This window comes from Nonomuraea sp. NPDC048882 (assembly GCF_040649755.1).
Lineage (GTDB): Bacteria > Actinomycetota > Actinomycetes > Streptosporangiales > Streptosporangiaceae > Nonomuraea > Nonomuraea maheshkhaliensis.
This window is the reverse complement of sequence record NZ_JBEZGB010000003.1, coordinates 604386-622713: the sequence shown is the minus strand read 5'-3', so window position 1 is coordinate 622713 and position 18328 is coordinate 604386. Positions and strand designations below refer to the sequence as shown.

General features: G+C 72.4%; 17 protein-coding genes. 8 read left to right on the top strand and 9 right to left on the bottom strand.

What is annotated here, in order from left to right; all coding sequences use genetic code 11:
• Positions 1-80: 80 nt before the first annotated feature.
• Positions 81-1010 carry a GNAT family N-acetyltransferase gene (locus tag AB0C27_RS12810; protein WP_357842158.1) on the bottom strand — a complete coding sequence of 310 codons (930 nt, stop codon included), beginning with the start codon at positions 1008-1010 and terminating at the stop codon, positions 81-83.
• 148 nt (positions 1011-1158) lie between these two features.
• On the bottom strand, positions 1159-2733 hold the full coding sequence (locus tag AB0C27_RS12805; protein WP_357842155.1) for an MDR family MFS transporter: 1575 nt from the start codon (positions 2731-2733) through the stop codon (positions 1159-1161).
• Between the two features lie 92 nt (positions 2734-2825).
• Here AB0C27_RS12805 and AB0C27_RS12800 point away from each other — a divergent pair, with 92 nt between their 5' ends.
• Both AB0C27_RS12800 and AB0C27_RS12795 read left to right on the top strand, forming a co-directional pair.
• The gene (locus AB0C27_RS12800) at positions 2826-3395 is read left to right on the top strand and encodes a helix-turn-helix domain-containing protein (protein WP_357842152.1); all 570 of its coding nucleotides are present in this window, start codon (positions 2826-2828) and stop codon (positions 3393-3395) included.
• A 64-nt stretch (positions 3396-3459) separates the two neighbouring features.
• Complete coding sequence (locus AB0C27_RS12795; protein ID WP_357842149.1) at positions 3460-3891, top strand: ATP-binding protein; 432 nt, start codon at positions 3460-3462, stop codon at positions 3889-3891.
• Positions 3892-4032: 141 nt separating this feature from the next.
• On the opposite strand, the gene AB0C27_RS12790 is transcribed toward AB0C27_RS12795, so the two are convergent.
• From AB0C27_RS12790 to AB0C27_RS12780, 3 genes are read right to left on the bottom strand one after another with little or no spacing between them, the layout of a single operon-like run.
• Positions 4033-4353 carry a hypothetical protein gene (locus AB0C27_RS12790; RefSeq protein WP_357842146.1) on the bottom strand — a complete coding sequence of 107 codons (321 nt, stop codon included), beginning with the start codon at positions 4351-4353 and terminating at the stop codon, positions 4033-4035.
• 58 nt (positions 4354-4411) lie between these two features.
• The gene (locus AB0C27_RS12785; RefSeq protein WP_357842143.1) at positions 4412-5371 is read right to left on the bottom strand and encodes a Ppx/GppA phosphatase family protein; all 960 of its coding nucleotides are present in this window, start codon (positions 5369-5371) and stop codon (positions 4412-4414) included.
• 9 nt (positions 5372-5380) lie between these two features.
• Positions 5381-6688 (bottom strand): cytochrome P450, encoded by a 1308-nt coding sequence (locus AB0C27_RS12780; protein ID WP_357842141.1) that lies wholly within the window; start codon positions 6686-6688, stop codon positions 5381-5383.
• Between the two features lie 28 nt (positions 6689-6716).
• On the opposite strand from AB0C27_RS12780, the gene AB0C27_RS12775 reads away from it, so the two are divergent.
• Entirely contained in the window at positions 6717-7688 is a 972-nt protein-coding gene (locus AB0C27_RS12775; RefSeq protein WP_357842138.1) for a formylglycine-generating enzyme family protein, read from the top strand.
• 4 nt (positions 7689-7692) lie between these two features.
• Positions 7693-8862, top strand: coding sequence for a UDP-N-acetylglucosamine--N-acetylmuramyl-(pentapeptide) pyrophosphoryl-undecaprenol N-acetylglucosamine transferase (locus AB0C27_RS12770; RefSeq protein WP_357842135.1), 1170 nt, complete (start codon positions 7693-7695; stop codon positions 8860-8862).
• Positions 8863-8907: 45 nt separating this feature from the next.
• Here AB0C27_RS12770 and AB0C27_RS12765 read toward each other — a convergent pair whose 3' ends face one another.
• The 3 genes from AB0C27_RS12765 to AB0C27_RS12755 are packed head-to-tail and all read right to left on the bottom strand — an operon-like array spanning position 8908 to position 11673.
• The gene (locus AB0C27_RS12765) at positions 8908-9798 is read right to left on the bottom strand and encodes a hypothetical protein (RefSeq protein WP_357842132.1); all 891 of its coding nucleotides are present in this window, start codon (positions 9796-9798) and stop codon (positions 8908-8910) included.
• Positions 9799-9819: 21 nt separating this feature from the next.
• Complete coding sequence (locus AB0C27_RS12760; protein WP_357842129.1) at positions 9820-10752, bottom strand: hypothetical protein; 933 nt, start codon at positions 10750-10752, stop codon at positions 9820-9822.
• 33 nt (positions 10753-10785) lie between these two features.
• On the bottom strand, positions 10786-11673 hold the full coding sequence (locus tag AB0C27_RS12755) for a hypothetical protein (RefSeq protein ID WP_357842127.1): 888 nt from the start codon (positions 11671-11673) through the stop codon (positions 10786-10788).
• A gap of 203 nt (positions 11674-11876) precedes the next feature.
• Here AB0C27_RS12755 and AB0C27_RS12750 point away from each other — a divergent pair, with 203 nt between their 5' ends.
• From AB0C27_RS12750 to AB0C27_RS12735, 4 genes are all read left to right on the top strand, one after another.
• Positions 11877-12776, top strand: a complete 900-nt coding sequence (locus tag AB0C27_RS12750; protein ID WP_357842124.1) for an ABC transporter ATP-binding protein — start codon at positions 11877-11879, stop codon at positions 12774-12776.
• Between the two features lie 65 nt (positions 12777-12841).
• Entirely contained in the window at positions 12842-13564 is a 723-nt protein-coding gene (locus AB0C27_RS12745) for an ABC transporter permease (protein WP_357842121.1), read from the top strand.
• The gene (locus tag AB0C27_RS12740) at positions 13561-14772 is read left to right on the top strand and encodes a sensor histidine kinase (protein ID WP_357842118.1); all 1212 of its coding nucleotides are present in this window, start codon (positions 13561-13563) and stop codon (positions 14770-14772) included. Before AB0C27_RS12745 ends, AB0C27_RS12740 begins: the two co-directional genes overlap by 4 nt.
• Complete coding sequence (locus AB0C27_RS12735) at positions 14769-15362, top strand: response regulator transcription factor (RefSeq protein WP_357842115.1); 594 nt, start codon at positions 14769-14771, stop codon at positions 15360-15362. Before AB0C27_RS12740 ends, AB0C27_RS12735 begins: the two co-directional genes overlap by 4 nt.
• Positions 15363-15453: 91 nt before the next feature.
• Here the strand turns inward: AB0C27_RS12735 and AB0C27_RS12730 are convergent, their stop codons facing one another.
• Complete coding sequence (locus tag AB0C27_RS12730; protein ID WP_357842113.1) at positions 15454-18285, bottom strand: AAA family ATPase; 2832 nt, start codon at positions 18283-18285, stop codon at positions 15454-15456.
• Positions 18286-18328 lie beyond the last annotated feature (43 nt).

Here is an 18328-nt window from a genome sequence, read left to right as displayed (position 1 = left end):
CCCGCCCCGGCCCGCGTCACCCGCTCATCGCCGCGGGCGGGGTGCGGCCGGCGTGCGCGGGCGGGGTGCGCAGGCTGAGGTCAGAGGCGGCGGCGCCAGACGTCGATGGCCATGACCCGGCGCATGCCCGCCGACTCGTACAGGCCCAGCGCCGGGGTGGTGTTGTTGGAGTCGACGTGCAGGATCGTGCCCTTGCACCCGGCGGCGGCGTCGGCGGCGAAGGCGTGCCGCAGCAGGAACCTGCCGAGGCCCCTGCCCCTGAACTCGGGCAGCACGGCCAGCGTGGCCACGTAGCCGCAGCCCTCGTCGCTCAGGAACGCGTCGTTGCCGATCACCACCCCGGCCGGGCGGCCGTCGATCCGGGCGAGCGCCAGCTGGCTCCAGTCGGTGGTGCTCATGGCCTCCCGGCGCTCGTGCCACAGCTCGTAGGGCGTCGGCACGAAGCCGAAGTGCTCGGCGAAGCCCTCCTGGTACACGCGGTGCCCTTCGCGCCGTACCTGCTCGTCGAGCCCCGAGTGCATCGTCAGCCCTGGCGGCGCGGCGGGCGGCTGCACCGGCCCGTCATGGTCGATCCGCATGCGGTGATAGCTGGTGCCGGGCTCGAAGCCCCGGCTCCGCATCCGGTCCCGCTTGGCCTCGTCGGCGCGGTAGACGCCGATGTGCAGGGTGACGGCGTCGAGACCGCCTTCTGTACGGTGCTCGGCCGCGCGGGCCAGCACGGCCTCCCACAGCCGTTCCTCCAGCCCGCTCACGCCGGGACGGACGACCACCTCGACGTCGACCAGGTCGCTCTCGCCGTTGCGGATGGCCCAGGCCCAGCCGTCGAGCCGGCCGGCCAGGTCGTGGGCCAGCCAGGCGTCCCGGTCGAGGTCGAAGCCGGGCTCGACGAGATCGTCCGCGATGTCTTCCAGCGTGGAGTCCGATGCCCCGATCACCGCGGTGTCGCTCGTGGCGACGAGCTCGTGGATGGCCTCGGCGTCGTCGGGCCGCGGCCGGGTGATGGTGTGCATGGGAGGGATTGTCCCCGCGCCCGCCGCCGCGCGCCTCCCATTTTCCGCGGGCCTTTCCCCGGGTACGGCCCGGGGTCAGCCCGCCTACCTGGCCGTTCGGCAGCTCGGCCGTTCGGCAGCTCGGCGGCCGAGCCGTTCGGCAGCCGGTTCAGCCTGCCGCGGGGGCGACCGTCTTGTCCGCCGGGGAGTCCACCGGGGCGGCGCCGCGCAGCGGGATCTCCTTGACGAACGCCGCCAGCACCGGCACCACGATCGCGAACACGATGGCCCACCAGAACACCCCGGAGATCGAGGTCGCCAGCGACTCCAGCAGCCCGGTGCGCGTCTGGACCGGCATGTTCGCGACCGCCGCCGGGTCCATCCTGGCGCCGGTCGCGGCCAGACGCTCCGCCTCCTGCCGGCCGACCCGCTCGGTCAGCTCCGACAGCAGGTGGTTGTTGAAGATCGCCCCGAACAGCGAGACGCCGAACGAGCCGCCGATCGACCGGAAGAACGTGGAGGCGCTGCTGGCGACGCCCAGGTCGCGCTGCTCGACGCTGTTCTGCGCGATGAGCATCGTGGTCTGCATGAGGAAGCCCATGCCGAGCCCGAGCACCGCGATGAACACGCCGGTCGTCCAGGACGGCGTGGTGACGCCCATGGTGGACAGCAGCCCCATGCCCGCGGTCATGCCCACGCCGCCGATCACCGGGTAGATCTTGTACTTCCCCGTGCTGGTGATGGCCTTGCCCACGAACAGCGACACGACCATGGCCGCGCCCATCATGGGCAGCAGCAGCAGGCCGGAGTTGGTGGCCGAGGCGCCCTGCACCATCTGCTGGAACAGCGGCAGGAAGTTGATCGCGCCGAACATGGCGAAGCCGAGCAGGAAGCCGATGGCCGAGATGAGGGTGAAGTTGCGGTTGCGGAACAGCTGCAGCGGCATGATCGGCTCGGCGACCTTGCGCTCGACCATGATGAAGAGCACGAGCGTGAGAACGGCGAGCGCGGCCAGGCCGAGGATCTGCCAGGAGCCCCAGGCGTACTCGTTGCCGCCCCAGGTGGTGATGAGCACCATCGCGGTGATGCTCACCGAGAGCAGGCCCGCGCCCACCCAGTCGATGCGCACGTCGCCGCGCTCCACCCGCGGCAGGCGCAGCGTCAGCACCAGCAGCACGAGCGCGACCGCGCCGACGGGGAGGTTCACGTAGAAGGCCCAGCGCCAGTCGAGGTGGTCGGTGATGAAGCCGCCGACGAGGGGTCCTGCGAACATCGCCAGCGACATGACGCCGGCCATGATGCCCTGGTACTGGCCGCGCTCGCGGGGCGGGACCAGGTCGCCGATGATGGCCATGACGTTCACCATCAGGCCGCCGGCGCCGAGGCCCTGCACGGCGCGGAAGGCGATGAGCTCGGCCATGCCGCCGTCGGGGCCGCCGAGCAGGTCGGAGCCGGCCATGCCGCAGAGGGCTGAGCCCACCATGAAGATGACGACCGAGATGATGAAGATGTTCTTGCGCCCGTACAGGTCGCCGATCTTGCCCCAGATCGGGGTCGAGACGGTGGTGCCCAGCACGTACGCGGTGACGACCCAGGACAGGTGGGTCAGCCCGCCGAGCTCGCCCACGATGCGCGGCATGGCCGTGCCCACGATCATGTTGTCCAGCATGGCCAGGACCATCGCCAGCATTAAGCCGGGCAGGACGACCATGACCTCGCGGCGTCTTCCGACTGTTTCCGCCACCACACACCCCCGTGTCCACGTACTTACTTGCCGACCGGCAAGCGTAGAATGTAGATACTTACTTGCCGGCCGTCAAGTCGAAAAGGTGCGAAGTGCGGGAAGACACGCGAACCCGGATCCAGGAGATCGCACTGCGGCTCTTCACCGAGCAGGGATACGAGGCGACGTCGCTGCGGGAGATCGCCGAGGAGCTCGGGGTGACGAAGGCCGCGCTCTACTACCACTTCAAGACCAAGGACGACATCGTGACGAGCCTGGTCGACAAGCGCCTCGAGGAGCTGGAGGAGCTGCTGAAATGGGTCAAGAGCCGCCCGCGCACCCCGGAGATGCGCCGTGAGCTGGTCATGCGTTACGCCGACAGCGTCAGGAGCGAGCGGCATCTCGGGATCTCCAGGTTCCTCGAACGCAACCAGACCGCGCTGCGCGACCATCCCACGCTGATCAGGATCCGCGAGCGGATGATCGAGCTGACCAAGCAGATCAGCGAACCGGACGCCACTCCCGCCGAGCGCGTCAGCCACTCGCTGGCCCTGTTCGCCATGCACGCGGGCAAGTGGATGCTCCAGGAGGGCGAACTGTCGGAGGACGAGATCCACAAAGCCTGCCTGGAGGTGGCCTTCCGCCTCCTGGAGCCCGCCGGCTCCGGGGCCCCCGATCGCTGAGGGACGATTGCCGCAGGTGTTTGAGGGCAGGAGCACCGCACGCATCCGGACGGAAGGAGGTGCGGTGGAGGCTACGATGGCGCTCCGACTGCCCAGAGATGCGGCGAGCGTTCCGCTGATCAGGCAGATGCTGGACGGCACGCTGCGGTCGCTCGGCGTCGAGCCGCAGGTCCGCGACGACATCGAACTCATGCTCACCGAGGCGTGCTCCAACGTGATCAAGCACGCGGCGCCGAGCGACGACTACACGGTCAGCGCGTCGGTGCACGACCACCTGTGCGTGATCAGGGTGGTCGACACGGGCGACGGGTTCGACGCCGACAAGGTGTCCATACCCGAACCCGGCTCCGAGCACGGACGCGGGCTGCAGATCATGCGCGCGCTCGCCGACGACATCCGATTCACCAACAGGAGAGAGCACGGAGCGGTGGTCTGCCTGGAGAAGCGCCTGCGGTACGCGCCGGGGGCGGCCGGGCAGCAGCTGATGACCACCTAGGCTCCCTGGCGGGCGGCATCCGGGCACAGGTCGCACGAGCGTCCAGGGCCCGGCCTGCGTAAGCCCCGCCGGCCCGCGCCCCCACCGTCCTTCCCCTGAAACGCCGCACGACCGTCGCTGTCCCGGAGACCTCCGCGGCCGTCATGGCCGGGAGGCCCGGGCTCCGCTCAGCTCCATTCGCAGCCCCGCGGGTGACGTCTCCTCGCCGGGGCTCGTATCGTCCTCCGGCTCCGCTCCCCCTGTGACCGTTTCCGGCTCCGCGGGCGTGGCGGGCTCAGCATCCGCTTCCCCGGCAGCCGGGTTTCCCCGGGTCAGCCGGTTCCACCACCGCTTCCAGTGGGTCAGCGAGGCCGCCATCGCCAGCAGGACGACCATCGAGACGCCCGCGATGAGCAGCACAGACAGGACGATGAGGAGGAGGACGACCGCCAGGGTCCCGAGCGCGCCGAGCAGTGTCATCATTCGGCGTGAAATGCCCACTCACCAGGACTTCATGCCAATAAATAGGGATAGATCGAGCTTACTCCGCCAGACCGTCGCGCTGGTCGAGCCGCCCGGGCAGCACGTCGAGCCGGCGCAGTATGACTCCCTCGCGCAGCGCCCACGGGCACACCTCCAGCCGGTCCACCTCGAACAGGTCCATGGCCGCGTCGGCGACCAGCGCCCCGGCCGCCAGTTGCGCCGCCCGCCCCTCCGACACGCCCGACAGCCGCGCCCGCTCGGCGGAGCCCATGGTGGTGAGCTTGCCGGCCCAGTCGGCCATGTCCTGGCGGGACAGCGAGCGGGAGACGTACGGGCCGTCGCTGGAGGGCGCCGCGCCGGCGATTCTGGCCAGCTGCTTGAAGGTCTTGGAGGTGGCGACCGCGCGGTCGGGCACGCCGTACCTCGCGATGCCGCCGACATTGCGGGCGATCTCGGCGCGTACGTGCTTGCGCAGCTTGCGCACCTCGTCCGGCGACGGCGGGTCGCCGGTGAACCAGTCGCGCGTGAGCCGTCCCGCGCCCAGCGGCAGCGACACCGCCGCGTCGGGCTCCTCGTCCACGCCGGCGGCGATCTCCAGCGAGCCGCCGCCGATGTCGAAGGCGAGCAGCCGCCCCGGCGACCAGCCGAACCAGCGCCGCACGGCCAGGAACGTCAAACGGGCCTCGTCGCGCCCGGACAGCACCTCGATGTGCACGCCGCAGCGCTCGTCGACCTCCGCGAGGACCTGCTCGACGTTGGCCGCCTCGCGCACGGCGGAGGTGGCGAAGGCCAGCAGCTCCTCCACGCCCTTGTCCTCGGCGAGGTGAACGGCCTCCTCGACGAAGCCGCCGAGCCGTTCGATGCCCTGCGCCCCCAGCCGGTGCTCGTCGTCGAGGTGCTCGGTCAGGCGCAGGTCGACCTTGTGGGAGTAGGCGGGCATGGGCCGGGCGCCCCGGTGGGCGTCGACGACCAGTAAATGGACGGTGTTCGAGCCGATGTCCAGCACGCCGAGTCGCATAAGAAAACGCTACCGTTTTGCGGCTTTTATCGTGAAACGCAGTCGGAAGTGATCGAACGTGACGGGCATCGGGTTCTCCAGGATGACGGACGGCCTGACCGCGCGCTCCCGCAGGAACGCGCCCAGCAGCGCGGCCGAGGTGGCCAGCACCAGATCCTCGCCCGGGCAGCGGGCGAACCCGCCGCTGAAGGGCACCCCCGCCCAGGTCCCGCCGTCGTTCCCGGGTTCCGGCCCGCCTTCGAGCCACAGGTCGGGACGGTAGGAGGCGCCGGACTCCTCCCTGTTGACGTACGGGCTGTGGATCATCACCGTCGTGCCCGCCGGGAGGTCCCAGGGGTTGGGGCCGGTGACCTCGCGCAGGATGGCGAGCGTGGTGGGCCAGAGCCGCACGGACTCCAGCACGGCCGCCCTCAGCCGGTCGGCCCCCGGCACCCCCGCGTCCCCCGCCGAACCCCGACCCTGGCGGCCCTGATCCGAGGAGCCCCGGTCCTGGCGGCACATGGGCGAGGTCAGGAGGGCCAGGGCGCGGTAGGCGGCCATGGCGCCGGCGTCGTAGGCGAACAGCCAGTGCGGCACCTGCCCCTCAGCGTGCACATCCGCCGCCGCCTCCGCCCTGGCCAGTTCTCCGGCCAGGCTGCCGGGCTCGGCCCTGGCGAGGTGGGCGGCCAGCCGCCGCTGGAACGCGTTGCGCACGTCGGTGCGCTGCCCGCGCAGCCACGCCCAGTTGGCGTCACGGCGCAGCCGGTCGAGCTGCCTGGTGAGGGTCACGTCGTGGCGGGCACCGTCACCGAGCACGACCCGCCGCGCCAGCCGCCAGTGGGCGGCGTGGAAGAGCGGCCAGGTCAGCATCCCCTGACGGGGCAGCGTGGCTGCCTCCTCCGCGGCGATCTCGGTGACGGGGAGGTGGCCGGTGTGCAGGACCTGTTCGTTCAGGGCGCGGCGGCGGTCGCGGAGGTCGCGTTCTGGGGTGATCAGCACGCCGTCGGGCTGGAAGTGGGCGAGCGCGCCGCGTTTGTCCCTGCTGGCCGGGCTGAACGCCCGGTCCTCCAGCACCGCGCGTACGTCGCGGGAGGCCAGCGGCAGCATCGCCCAGCCGCGCCCTGGCACGGGCACCATCAGCGGCCCGTCGCCATACGTGGCGCGCAGCCGGCGCAGGAGCCGGATCGCACGCTCCTCGGCCCGGCACAGGGCGGCCAGGCGAACCATGGAGGGCCGCCGCACCACGACGCCCTGCGCCAGGGTCGGCAGAACCAGCGTGGCGGCCACGGCCAGCGACTCGGCCGCCGTCACACGCGCCGGCCGTGTGATCGCGGGCATGGTACAGGCACTACCCTTCCTTGGTGTCATGACACGTTTTGGGGGGTCTGTGAGCGCTTGTTGTGGCCCGAGCAGGGAGGCCGCCGACGGACCGGCCGAGGTCACCGGCGGGCCGGTCGAGAAAAACGGCGGGCCGATCCAGGAGGCCGTCACGATCACGGCGCGGCGGACGGCGCCGCGCGGGATGGTGCGCGTGCCCGGCGGGACGTACGTCGTGGGCGGGGACGATCCGGACGGACGGCCCGAGGACGGCGAGGGGCCGGTGCGTGAGGTCAGGCTCGATCCCTTCATGATCGATCCAGTGTGCGTGACGAACGCGCAGTTCGCCACGTTCGTGAAGGAGACCGGTTATGTCACCGAGGCCGAGCAGATCGGCTGGTCGTTCGTGTTCCGCCAGTTCGCCAGAGCGGGCGTGATCGACGCGACCGTGCCGGGCGCGCCCTGGTGGGCGGGCGTGGAGGGGGCCACGTGGCGTACGCCTGAAGGCCCCGGCTCCTCCAACGGCGACCGCCAGAACCATCCGGTCGTCCACGTGTCCTGGAACGACGCCACCGCGTACGCCACCTGGGCGGGCAAGCGCCTGCCGACCGAGGCCGAGTGGGAGGCGGCGGCCAGGGGCGGGCTGGAGCGCAAGCGTTACCCGTGGGGCGACGAGCTGGCGCCGAAGGGCCGCAAGCGCTGCAACATCTGGGAGGGACACTTCCCGTCCGCGCCGAGCAAGGGGACGATGCCGGTCAAGTCGTTCCAGCCGAACGGCTACGGGCTCTACAACGTCTCGGGCAACGTGTGGGAGTGGACCGCGGACTGGTGGGGCACGGAGTGGGAGCCGTACGCCGACAATCCCACGGGGCCGGCGGAGGGGCAGGGGAAGGTGATCCGCGGCGGCTCGTACATGTGCCACGACTCCTACTGCAACCGCTACCGGGTGGCCGCGCGCACCTCCAACACACCGGACTCCTCGACCGGGCACACGGGGTTCCGCTGTGCGGCCATACTCTGATCGCATGTCACGAACCCTGCGACTGCTGATCACCGGCGGCGGCACCGGTGGTCACACCTATCCGGCCCTGACGACCCTGTCGGCCGTCCAGCGACGTCAGGTGCCGCACGACGTGCTCTGGGTGGGCACGGCCAACGGCCTTGAGGCGCGGATCACCGCCGAGCACGGCATCCCGTTCAAGGCGATCACGACGGGAAAGCTGCGCCGCCGCCCCAACCTGAAAGAGCTGGGCACCAACGTCGCCGACGTCTTCCGCATCCCGGTGGGGGTGTTCCAGGCGGTCGGGCACGCCGCCCGCTACCTGCCCGACGTGGTGCTGTCGACGGGGGGCTACGTGGCGGTCCCCATCGGGGTGGCGGCCAAGCTGATCCGCCGCCCGCTGGTCATGCACGAGCAGACCACGGTGGTGGGGCTGGCCAACCGCATCCTGGCCAGGCTGGCGACCAGGATCGCGCTGTCCCACGAGTCGTCGCTCGACTACCTGCCCGCGTCGGCCCGGGCGAAGGCCGTGGTGACCGGCAACCCGGTCAGGCCCGCGCTGCTGCAGGGCAACCGGGCGGCGGCCTACGACCTGTTCGGGCTCACGTTCGAGGTGCCGCTGATCTACGTGACGGGCGGCGCGCAGGGCAGCCGGCAGATCAACACGCTGATCGCGGAGATCCTGCCCCGGCTGCTGCAGCACGCGCAGATCGTGCACCAGTGCGGGCCCGCGCTGATCGACGAGATGCGGGCGGTGGCGCTGCCGCCTGACCTGGCCGACCGCTACCATCCGGTGCCGTACGTGGGCGAGGAGTTGCCCGACCTGTTCGCCGCGGCCGACGTGGTGATCTCGCGCAGCGGGGCCGGCACGGTGTCGGAGCTGACCGCGATCGGCAAGCCCTCCGTGCTGGTGCCGCTGATCCCGACCGGCGGTGACGAGCAGCGCAAGAACGCCGGTTACCTGGCTTCGGCGGGCGCGGCACGGGCGCTGCTCGAACCGCGGCCCACGGGCGACATGCTGCTGGCCGAGCTGATGCCGCTGCTGGCCGATCCGGGGCTGCGGCAGGCGATGGGGCAGGCGGCGGCCGGGCTGGGGCGCCTGGACGCGGCCGACGCCCTGTGCGACCTGCTGCTGGACGCCGCGAACCACCCGGCCGCGGCAGTGCACGCCCCACGCCAGCCGAACCCGTCCTGAGCCCGGCTCACGAGCGGGCGCGGCGGGTGGGCGGCTGAGCCCGGCTCACGGGTCGAGGTAGCGGAAGGCCTCCTGGGCGGAGCTCACGCTCCGCCTCAGTGCCTGCTCAAGCCGGTCGGCGTCCTCGGCCAGGCGTTCCAGCTCCGGCACGGCGAACCCGTCCGCCCCTGTCTCGGCGACCAGTTCCTCGTACTGGTGCAGCCGCCCGCGCAGCTCCTCGATCTGGTGCTGGGCCAGGTACGCCCGCTCGGCGTCCGCCACGTTGGCGGCGTACCGTTCCAGCGCCTCGACCCGGGCCAGCACGGCGTCCTCGCTGCTGTCCAGCGCCCGGGCGAGGGGCGCGGCCACGGCCTCGACCTCGGGCGTGAGCCCCTGCGAGACGGTCTCCCTGTGCTTGGTGCGCAGGGCCGACAGTTTGGCCAGCAGCCGGGCGATCTCCCACTCCTGCGCGGGCAGCATCACCGCGTTGCGCACGTCGTCGAGCAGCCCTTCTGCGTTGACCCTGGACCCGGTGACGGCGGCGATGGCGCGCTGGGCGCGGGCCAGGATGCGGGCGGAGGCCTCGTCGAGGTCGTCGGGGAGCACGTAGCGGCCCTCGTACCAGCGCAGTTGCTCGTAGATCTCCCGCTCGTAGTCGCCGTCGTCCTCGTCCTCCTCCGTCAGGTCGTTGCGGATGGACAGCGCGATCATCAGCGGGATGCCGATCAGCACGAGCAGCAGCAGGCCCACCCCGCGGCCCAGGAAGCCCACTCCCATGAGCAGGCCGAAGAAGGCCACGCCGCCGAGCGAGGCGATCCTGCGGACACGCAGGCCGGAGGCCGATCGCCGCGGCTCGGGGACCCAGCCGTGGCGCATCTTGATCAGTACGCGCCGGCTCTCCCTGAGCAATTGGGCGTCCTCCGGCGGTACTCCGGGGTCTACCACCACATCCGCCACGAATCCGGATCCTAAGGTAATTCAGCCGTTGAGGTGTCGAAATGCTTCGTGCGCGGAGCTGACGCTGTCGCGCAGCGCCTGCTCAAGCCGGCCGGCCTCGTCGGTCAGGCGGTCCAGCTCCGGCACGGCGAAGCCGTCCGCCCCCGTCTCCGCGACCAGTTCCTCGTACTGGTGCAGTTTGGAGCTGAGACGTTCGATCTGGTGCCTGGCCCGGTACGCGCGCTCGGCGTCGGCCACGTGGCCCGCGTACCGCTCCAGTGCCTCCACGCGGGCCAGCACCGCCCGCTCGCTGCTGTCCAGCGCATGGGCGAAGGGCTCGGCCACGGCGGCCACCTCGGGGGTGATGCCCTCCGAGACGACCTCCTGGTGCTCAGCGCGCAGCTCCGACAGCTTGGCCAGCAGCCGGGCGATCTCCCACTCCTGCGCGGGCAGCATCACGCCGTTGCGTACGTCGTCGAGCAGGCCCTCGGCGTTCACGTGGGAGTCCATGACCTGGTCGACGGCGGCCTGGGCGCGGGACATGAGCGCCCTGGCAGGGTCGTCGAGCCGTTCGCGCAGGACGTAGTGGCCCTCGTGCCGGCGGGCGGCCTCGTAGACCTCGCGCTCGCGCTCCCGCCGCCGCTCCGCCTCGGCGTCGGTCCTGGGCCGCAGCAGCACGCTGACGAACAGCAGCGCCGCCCCCGTCATGATCACGGCGAACGGGGTGTAGCGCTCGGCCACGAAGAGCATGAGCCCGTACACGGTCGCGCCGAGGGCCGTCACGACGGCCGCCAGGGTGATCGCGAGCCGGAACGCCCGGCTGGTCATGGGTCCCGTCATGGGCAGGTGGCGCTTGTGCGCGGGCTCCCAGCCGGCGTGGACCCGCAGCAGGATCTTGCGATTGTCGCGGAGAAGGGCCGCGACGTCGCCGGGCACCGCCGGATCGACGATCACCTTCGCAGGACGCCCGGCCACGTTACTGATCCTATGTGCCCTTCTGTCCGGGTGTCAGCTTTCCAGGTAGCGGAACGCCTCGTGCGCGGAGTCCACGCTGCGTCGCAACGTGCGTTCCAGGACGTCGGCGTCCTCGGCCAGCCGTTCGATCTCCGGCACGGCGAGCTTGTCCGCGCCGGACTCGGCCAGCAGTTCCTCGTAACGGGGCAGCCGGGCGCGCAACTCCTCGATCTGGCCGCGCGCGTGGTAGGCGCGCTCGGCCTCCGCGACGTGCCCGGCGTAGCGCTCCAGCGCCTCGACCCGGGCGACCACGGCGGCCTCGCTGTTGACCAGGGCGCGTTCGAGCGGCTCGATCACCGCGGCCACCTCGGGGGCGATGCCCCTGGCCAGCAGCTCCCTGTGCTCCAGGCGCAGCGCCGACAGCTTGGCCAGCAGCCGGGCGATCTCCCACTCCTGGGCGGGCAGCATGACGGCGTTGCGGGCGTCGTCGAGCATGCCCTCGGCGTTGACGTGGGAGCGCAGGACCGACCCGATGGCGCGCTGCGCCCTGGTCAGGACCGTCCTGGCGTCGTGGTCGAAGTCCTCGGGCAGCAGGTAGCGGCCGTCGTACCAGCGGGCCTGCTCGTAGACGCCGCGCTCGTGCGGGCGGTCGTCCTCGGGGACCTCGCTCATGGAGGCGATCTTCACCAGGACGATGAAGACGTACGTGCCGAGCAGCACGAACCCGGCGGGCGCCACCGGCGAGGCGAGCAGGACGGCCATGAGGGCGATCACGACCGGGGTGGCGGCCAGCAGCAACGCGCTGGACGGACTGCGGCGGCGCTGCGGCGGCGCCGCGGCGGGCGGCACCCATCCGGCCCTGATCCTGGACAGTAAGGAGACGTTGGACCGCAACAGCCCGGCGATCTCCGGCGGCACACCCGGATCGACGACCACACCCACGTTCTGTCCTGGCACCCTGGCGCCCCCAACGCTCGTGATGTGCGCATATTACGTGCCATTTCGGCAGAGTGTCAGCCTCCGAAAGGACAGTCCGATGCAACCGGGACCGCCGGACGGGGCCTCGGGCACATGACGTCCGTCATGCGGGCCCGGCTGACGTACGGCACTACACCCGCCCCCACCTGCACCGTCAGGCTGGGCGCATGAGTGATGTGAAGGGGAACGCGCTGGAACTCAGGGCCGTGACCAAGACCTACGGGCCGGTCACCGCGCTCGGCGGCGTCGATCTGAAGGTCGGCCGGGGCGAGACGGTGGCGGTGCTGGGCCCGAACGGGGCCGGCAAGAGCACGCTGCTGTCCATCGCGCTCGGCCTGCGCGCCCCCGCCTCGGGCACCGCCAGGGTCCTCGGCCGCCCGCCGGACGAGGCGCTGCGGGCGGGCCTGGTCGGGGTGCTGCCGCAGGAGTCGGGGCTGCTGGACGACGTACGGGTGGGCGAGCTGGTGGCCGCCGTCGCCGGGATGTATCCGGACCGGCCGCCGCCGGAGCGGGCGCTGCGGGCGGCGGGCATCGAGGAGCTGGCTCGCCGCCTCGTCGGGCGGCTGTCGGGCGGGCAGCGGCAGCGGGTCAGGTTCGCGCTGTGCGTGGCCGGGGATCCGGAACTGCTGGTGCTGGACGAGCCGACCGTCGGGCTGGACGTCGAGGGCCGCCGGGCGCTGTGGCGCGAGATCAGGGCCAGGACCGGGCGGGGCGGCACGGCCGTCTTCGCCACCCACTATCTGACCGAGGCCGACGACTACGCCGACCGGGTCGTGCTGCTCGCCGGCGGGCGGGTCGTCGCGGACGGGTCGGTGGCCGAGGTGAAGTCCCTGGTCGGCGGGGACGAGGTGCGGTGCGTGCTGGACGGCGCCGACCCTGCCCGGCTGGCGCTCCTGCCCGGAGTGCGTCACGTGAGCGTGGAGGGGCGTGCGGTGCGGTTGCGGACCGTGGATCCGGACGCCACGCTGCGCGCGCTGTTTAGCGCGTACGAGGACGTCACGGGGGTGCGGGTCGAGGGTGTGGACCTGGAGAGCGCGTTCGTGAGCCTGACGGGAGGGCGGAGCTGATGGGATCGGCGGGATCGGGACCAGTGGGATCGAAATCGGTGCGGTCGAGGGGATCGGTGGGGGCGATGGGGTCGTATCTGCGGCTGGAGCTGGTGCGCGGGTTCCGCAACCCGGTGGGGCTGGTCATGCTGACGTTCTTCCCGCTGGGGCTCTACCTGCTGTGGACGAAGGTGCTCGACGTGGTGCCGCGCGACCAGACGGGCGACTTCGCCGCGTACTCGATGGTGTCGATGGCCACGTACGGCGCGATGGGCGGCGCGCTGTTCATCGGGGGCGCCATCGCGATGGAGCGGGGCAGGGGCTGGCTCGACCAGCTCGCGGTGACACCGCTGCCCGCGCACGGCTACGTGACGGCCAAGCTGCTCAGCGGCGCGGCCACGGTGCTGCCGAGCATCGTCGTGGTGCTCGGCGCGGGCGCGCTGCTGTCCGGCGTCCGGCTGCCGGCCGGCACCTGGCCCGTCCTGGTGGTGCTGATCTGGGTCGGTGTGCTGCCTTTCGCGGCGCTCGGCGTCGCCTTCGGCTACACGCTGAAGGGGCAGGTCGCGAACCTGGCCATGATGGTCGTCTACTTCGCCATGTCGGTGCTCGGCGGGCTGTGGCTGCCGGTCCAGGCCATGCCGGCCGGGATGCGGGCGCTGGCCGAGCTCAGCCCGGCCTACCAGGCGGGGTCGCTGGGTTGGCGGGCCCTGGACGGCCTGCCGCCGACCGGGACCTCGCTCGCCGTGCTGACCGCCTGGACACTGCTCTTCTGCGCGCTGGCCGGGTGGCGTTACCGTCGGGCGTTGTGACACCGGTGCGGGAGTTCGACTTCGCCAAAAGCCGGGCGGCGGCCAGAGCGGGCGCGTGCGCCTGGCTGCTGCTGATCGGCTGGCCGCTGTGGGTGCTCATGGAACGGGGGCCGGGGCCGCTTGCGGTGATCGCGGCGCTGGGCGGGGTGGCGCTGTTCGCGGCCTGCTGGGTGGCGATCATGTGGCGGATGCTGAGCGCCCGCGCCACGACCGCCAACCCGTGGGCCGTGGCCGGGCTGACGGGGTCCTGGCTGGCACTGCTGCCGCTGTTCGGGCAGCCGTGGGCGTACACGTCGTTCGTGTACGCGGTCAGCGCCTTCGCCGCCACCCTGCCCGCCGTGGCCTTCGCCGCCGCGACGGCCGCCGTCGCCGCCGTGGAGGTGACAGCGCTACTGGCGTCGGGGGCGCCGCTGTCCCGGGTCTGGTGGGTGCCGCTCGTCATCGCCGTGCAGGCCGCCGCCGTGCACAGCCTGCGGCACATGGGCCTGCTGGTGGCGCGGCTGGACGCGGCCAGGGCCGAGGTCGCGCGGCTGGCCGTGGAGAACGAGCGGCTGCGCTTCGCCAGGGACCTGCACGACACGCTGGGGCACACGCTCACCTCGATCACGATCAGGAGCCAGCTCGCCGCCCGCCTGGCGCCCGCCGACCCCGGGCGGGCCGCCGCCGAGATGACGGAGGTGGAGCGGGCCGCCCGGCGGGCGCTCGACGAGGTCCGGCGGACGATCACCGGGTACCGGGCGCCGTCGTTGTCGGAGGAACTGGAGGGGGCGACCCGTAATCTGGGGGTGGCCGGGATCGAGGTGACGGTGTCCCCCGCCGACGGGCCCATCCCGGCCGCCGCCGAAGCCCTGCTCGCCTGGTCCGTACGGGAGGCCGCCACGAACGTCCTGCGCCACAGCCGCGCCCGCCACTGCCACATCGCGTTGCGCCTGGACGAGACGTCGGCCGCCCTGGAGGTAACCGACGACGGCCACCCCGCCACGACCGCTGTGCCCGAGGACCACGGCCACCAGAGCACCGCCGCGGGTGAAGATCACGCCACCCCCGCACCGGCCAGGGGTGGTGAGCCGGTGGGGAGTGGGCTGGCCGGGCTGGCTGAGCGGGTCGGGGCCGCAGGCGGGCGGCTGGAGGCGGGGCCGCGACCCGAGGGCGGCTACCTGCTACGGGTGCGCGTCCCGCTGGAGGCGACGCGGGCGGGTGCGGCGTGATCCGGGTGCTGATCGCGGACGACCAGGACCTTGTCAGGGGCGGCCTGGCCGCGTTGCTCTCCCTGGAGGACGACATCGAGGTCGTGGCGGAGGTGGGACGGGGCGACGAGGTGGCCGCGGCGACACGGGAGCACGAGCCCGACGTGATCCTTCTCGACATCGAGATGCCCGGGATGTCCGGCCTGGAGGTCGCCGAGCAGTTGCGCGGTCACCGCGTGGTCATCGTCACCACGTTCGGCCGCCCCGGCTACCTCAGCAGGGCGCTCGACGCCGGCGTGGCCGGTTACGTGGTCAAGGACGCCCCGGCCGCCGAGCTGGCCGCCACCGTACGGCGGGTGCTGGCCGGCGAGCGGGTCATCGATCCCAAGCTGGCCGTGACCGCGCTCACCACCGGCCCCAGCCCGCTCACCCAGCGGGAGGCGGAGGTGCTGCGCGTGGCGGCGGGCGAGGCCACCGTGGCCGACATCGCCAGGCGGCTGTTCCTCACGGAGGGCACCGTGCGCAACTACCTGTCCGCCGCGATCGGCAAGACGGGCGCCCGCAACCGCGCCGAGGCGGTACGGGTGGCGGAGTCCCGCGGCTGGCTCTGATCCGGCGGAAGCGCGCTACGGGTCCCGTCTCCCCGGGGCGGCCAACGCCGTGACGTGACCACACGGCGCGAGCCGGCGCGGCCGGGCCCGGTCAGTCGCCTGGTAGCAGGGCGTTCTGGTGGATCTCCCACAGAGCAGTCTCCGGGATGCCGGCCTTGACCAGTTGCTCCCACGTCTCCATCCGCCCCGCCGGATCGGCGAGCAGGGCCTGGAGCAGCGGTCTGAGCCCGGCGCGGTCGGCGCCCTCCTCGTTCCACATGGCGCCCAATGCCTGGTGCATGGCCGGCGACCGGACGGCGACCGTGCGCACCAGCTCCTCCAGGATGCCGACCCGGTCGGCGTACGGCAGCGCCTGCCCCTCCCCCAGCGCCCGCAGCAGCAGGTCGAGCAGCCGGCGGTGGCGCGGCGCGTGGCCGGTGGCGACCGCGACGACGACGTCCCCCATGCCGGTCGGCTCGGTGCCGCCGCCGAGCACGACGTCCTCCTGCCCGTCCTCCATCACCCGGTGCGCCGACAGGGCGGCGACCAGCCCGGTCCAGCCCTCCTGCCCGAGTTGTCCCTTCCACAGGTGGGTGAGCGAGGACCAGCGCTCCATGTGGTCGGGCCCAGGCAGGATCGCGGAGACCCGTACGGGCGACTCGGAGGCGGCGACGATGAGCAGGGTGAGGTTCGCCGAGTACGCGGCCAGCCGCCGGGTCACCGTATGACGTACCGGGCGGAACCCGGTGAAGTGCCGCCTGGGCCGTTCGTGCAGGGAGCGGCGCAGCAGCCCGGCCAGCAGGTCCGCGCAGCGGGCCCGCACCTCCGAGGGCACCTGGTCCAGCAGCTCCAGGATGAAGCCGACCGTCGGCCCCCGTTCGGCCAGGCACGAGTGGGAGGTGACGGCGTACAGCAGGTCGTCGTCCACGGCCTGGGCCAGGACCAGGGGCTCGTCCCCGGCGAGGCGGCTGCGCCGGTCGAGGTCGCGCAGCGCGTACATGGTCAGCCAGGCCACCAGGAACTCGCCGAACGTGGAGTGCAGGAACGCGTGCCCCTTCCTGCGCACGAAGAAGAAGCGCTCGGTGGCCTTGCGGGCCCAGTCGACGCGCTCCTCCTCGTCGCCCGGCTCCTCCTCGCCGCCGTGGCACAGGGCGGGCAGGTCGCTCTGGAGCGCCTCGTCGGTGATGACCTGGCTGCCCCTGGCCAGCATGGACAGGGCGGCGGCGCCGAGCAGCACCAGTTCCTGGTCGATCTCGACCCGGTGGGCGCCGCCGGTCTCGCGTTCGGTGTAGTCGCGCAGCAGGACCTCGTACAGGCGGGCCCGCTGGAGCGGGCCGTGCTCGCGCTGGAGCGCGTTGCCGCCGGCGTCGTAGAGGGCGAGCAGCAGCAGGAGCAGCGGGTGGCGGGCCATCTCGCCGTGCGCGAGCGCGGCCTCCGCGGGCAGCGGTTTCAGGTCGCGCCTGGCGAGCAGGGCGCGGTTGGCCTGGTCCCAGATGTCGAGCCACTGGCGTACCTGGTCGTCGCCGAACGGCTGCAGTTGCAGCGCGAGCAGCCCGGCGGGGAAGCGGACCCGGTCGGCCACCACTGTGCGGCCGGTCACGATCACCGCGACGGGCCTGCCCTGCGCCGCCTCCCTGGCCTGGAACTCGCGCAGGCGCTCCAGGTAGTCGTAGCGGCTGAGCTCGCCCTGCACCAGCTCGTCGAACCCGTCCAGCAGGATCACCGGCATCGCGCCGTCGCCCGCCTCGACCAGGTCGGCGTAGGAGACCTCCTCCCCCAGCACCTCGGCGACGGCCTGCTCGACCTGCTCGACCACACCGGCGCGGGCCCGTACGGCGCGCAGCTCCACCCTGATCGGCAGGAACTCCGACCTGGCCAGCCGCGCGCCCAGCACCTCGGCCAGCTTGGTCTTGCCCGAGCCCGGCTCCCCGAGCACGAGCAGCGGCGCCTGGGTGGCCCGCAACGAGGTGAGGTGGCCGGCCAGGAACGCCTCGGTGTCGGCGAGCAGTTGCTGGTCGTCCCACCAGCTCCGCAGGGCGGGCAGGGAGTCGCGGGTCAGCTCGGCCACCCGGCAGCGCGGGCTCAGGTAGCCCTCGCCCAGCAGCGGCAGCGAGACGTCCTCCGGATGTTTGCCGGCCAGCAGCAGCGGCCGGTCGAGCGCGTTGGCGGCCATCCGCATCCGGTGGATCATGGGACGGTCGCCCACCCGGGGCGGCGCCAGCTCGGCCAGCAGCCAGGCCACCCTCGACAGCGCCGTGGCCGGCGGCGGCGTCTCGGTGACCAGGCTGCGCACCCCGAACTCGTGGCTGTCGAGCGCCAGCGACCGGTAGTCCTCGTCGTAGATGCGCAGCGCGTGCGCGGGCGGCCCCTCGTCGAGCAGGCGGGGCAGCAGGAGCCGGTCGTCGGTGGACAACTCATCCCAGACGGCGAGCCCGCGTACGTAACCGGCTAAAGCATCCGACATGCGCAGGTAGGCACGTTCCACGGCTTGCCGGGTCTCGGCATAGGGCACGTGCGGCTCGGGCGTGGGCAGCCGCGTCAGCAGCAGCGCCGCGACCAGCCCGGCGAAGCGCTCGGCCGTCGGCACGCCGTGGGAGATCTGCTCGCCGCGGTCGAGCTGGTCGAGGGTGAAGGGCAGCTGGGCCTCGCCGAGCGCCTCGAACCAGGCCGCCACCACGACCGCGGCGTGCGCCGCGGCCAGCCGCTGGGTGCGGGTGAAACGGTCGACGCCGGTCTTGAGCTCCGGCATGCGGCGTACGACGTCCTCGCCGTAGGCGATGATGCCGTCGCGCAGGTCGCGCAGGCTCATCGTCAGCCGCGGGCCGCCGGCCAACGCCCAGCCGGTGCGTTCGGCGGCCGAGGCCAGCCCGATCACCTTGACGAGCCTGCCGTCCTTGCACCCGAGGATCCGCAGGGCGTCGGCGTAGCTCGGGGTCTCGATCATGCCTTCTCCCGGGGAGGGGGATGTCCCATCATGCGCTGAACGC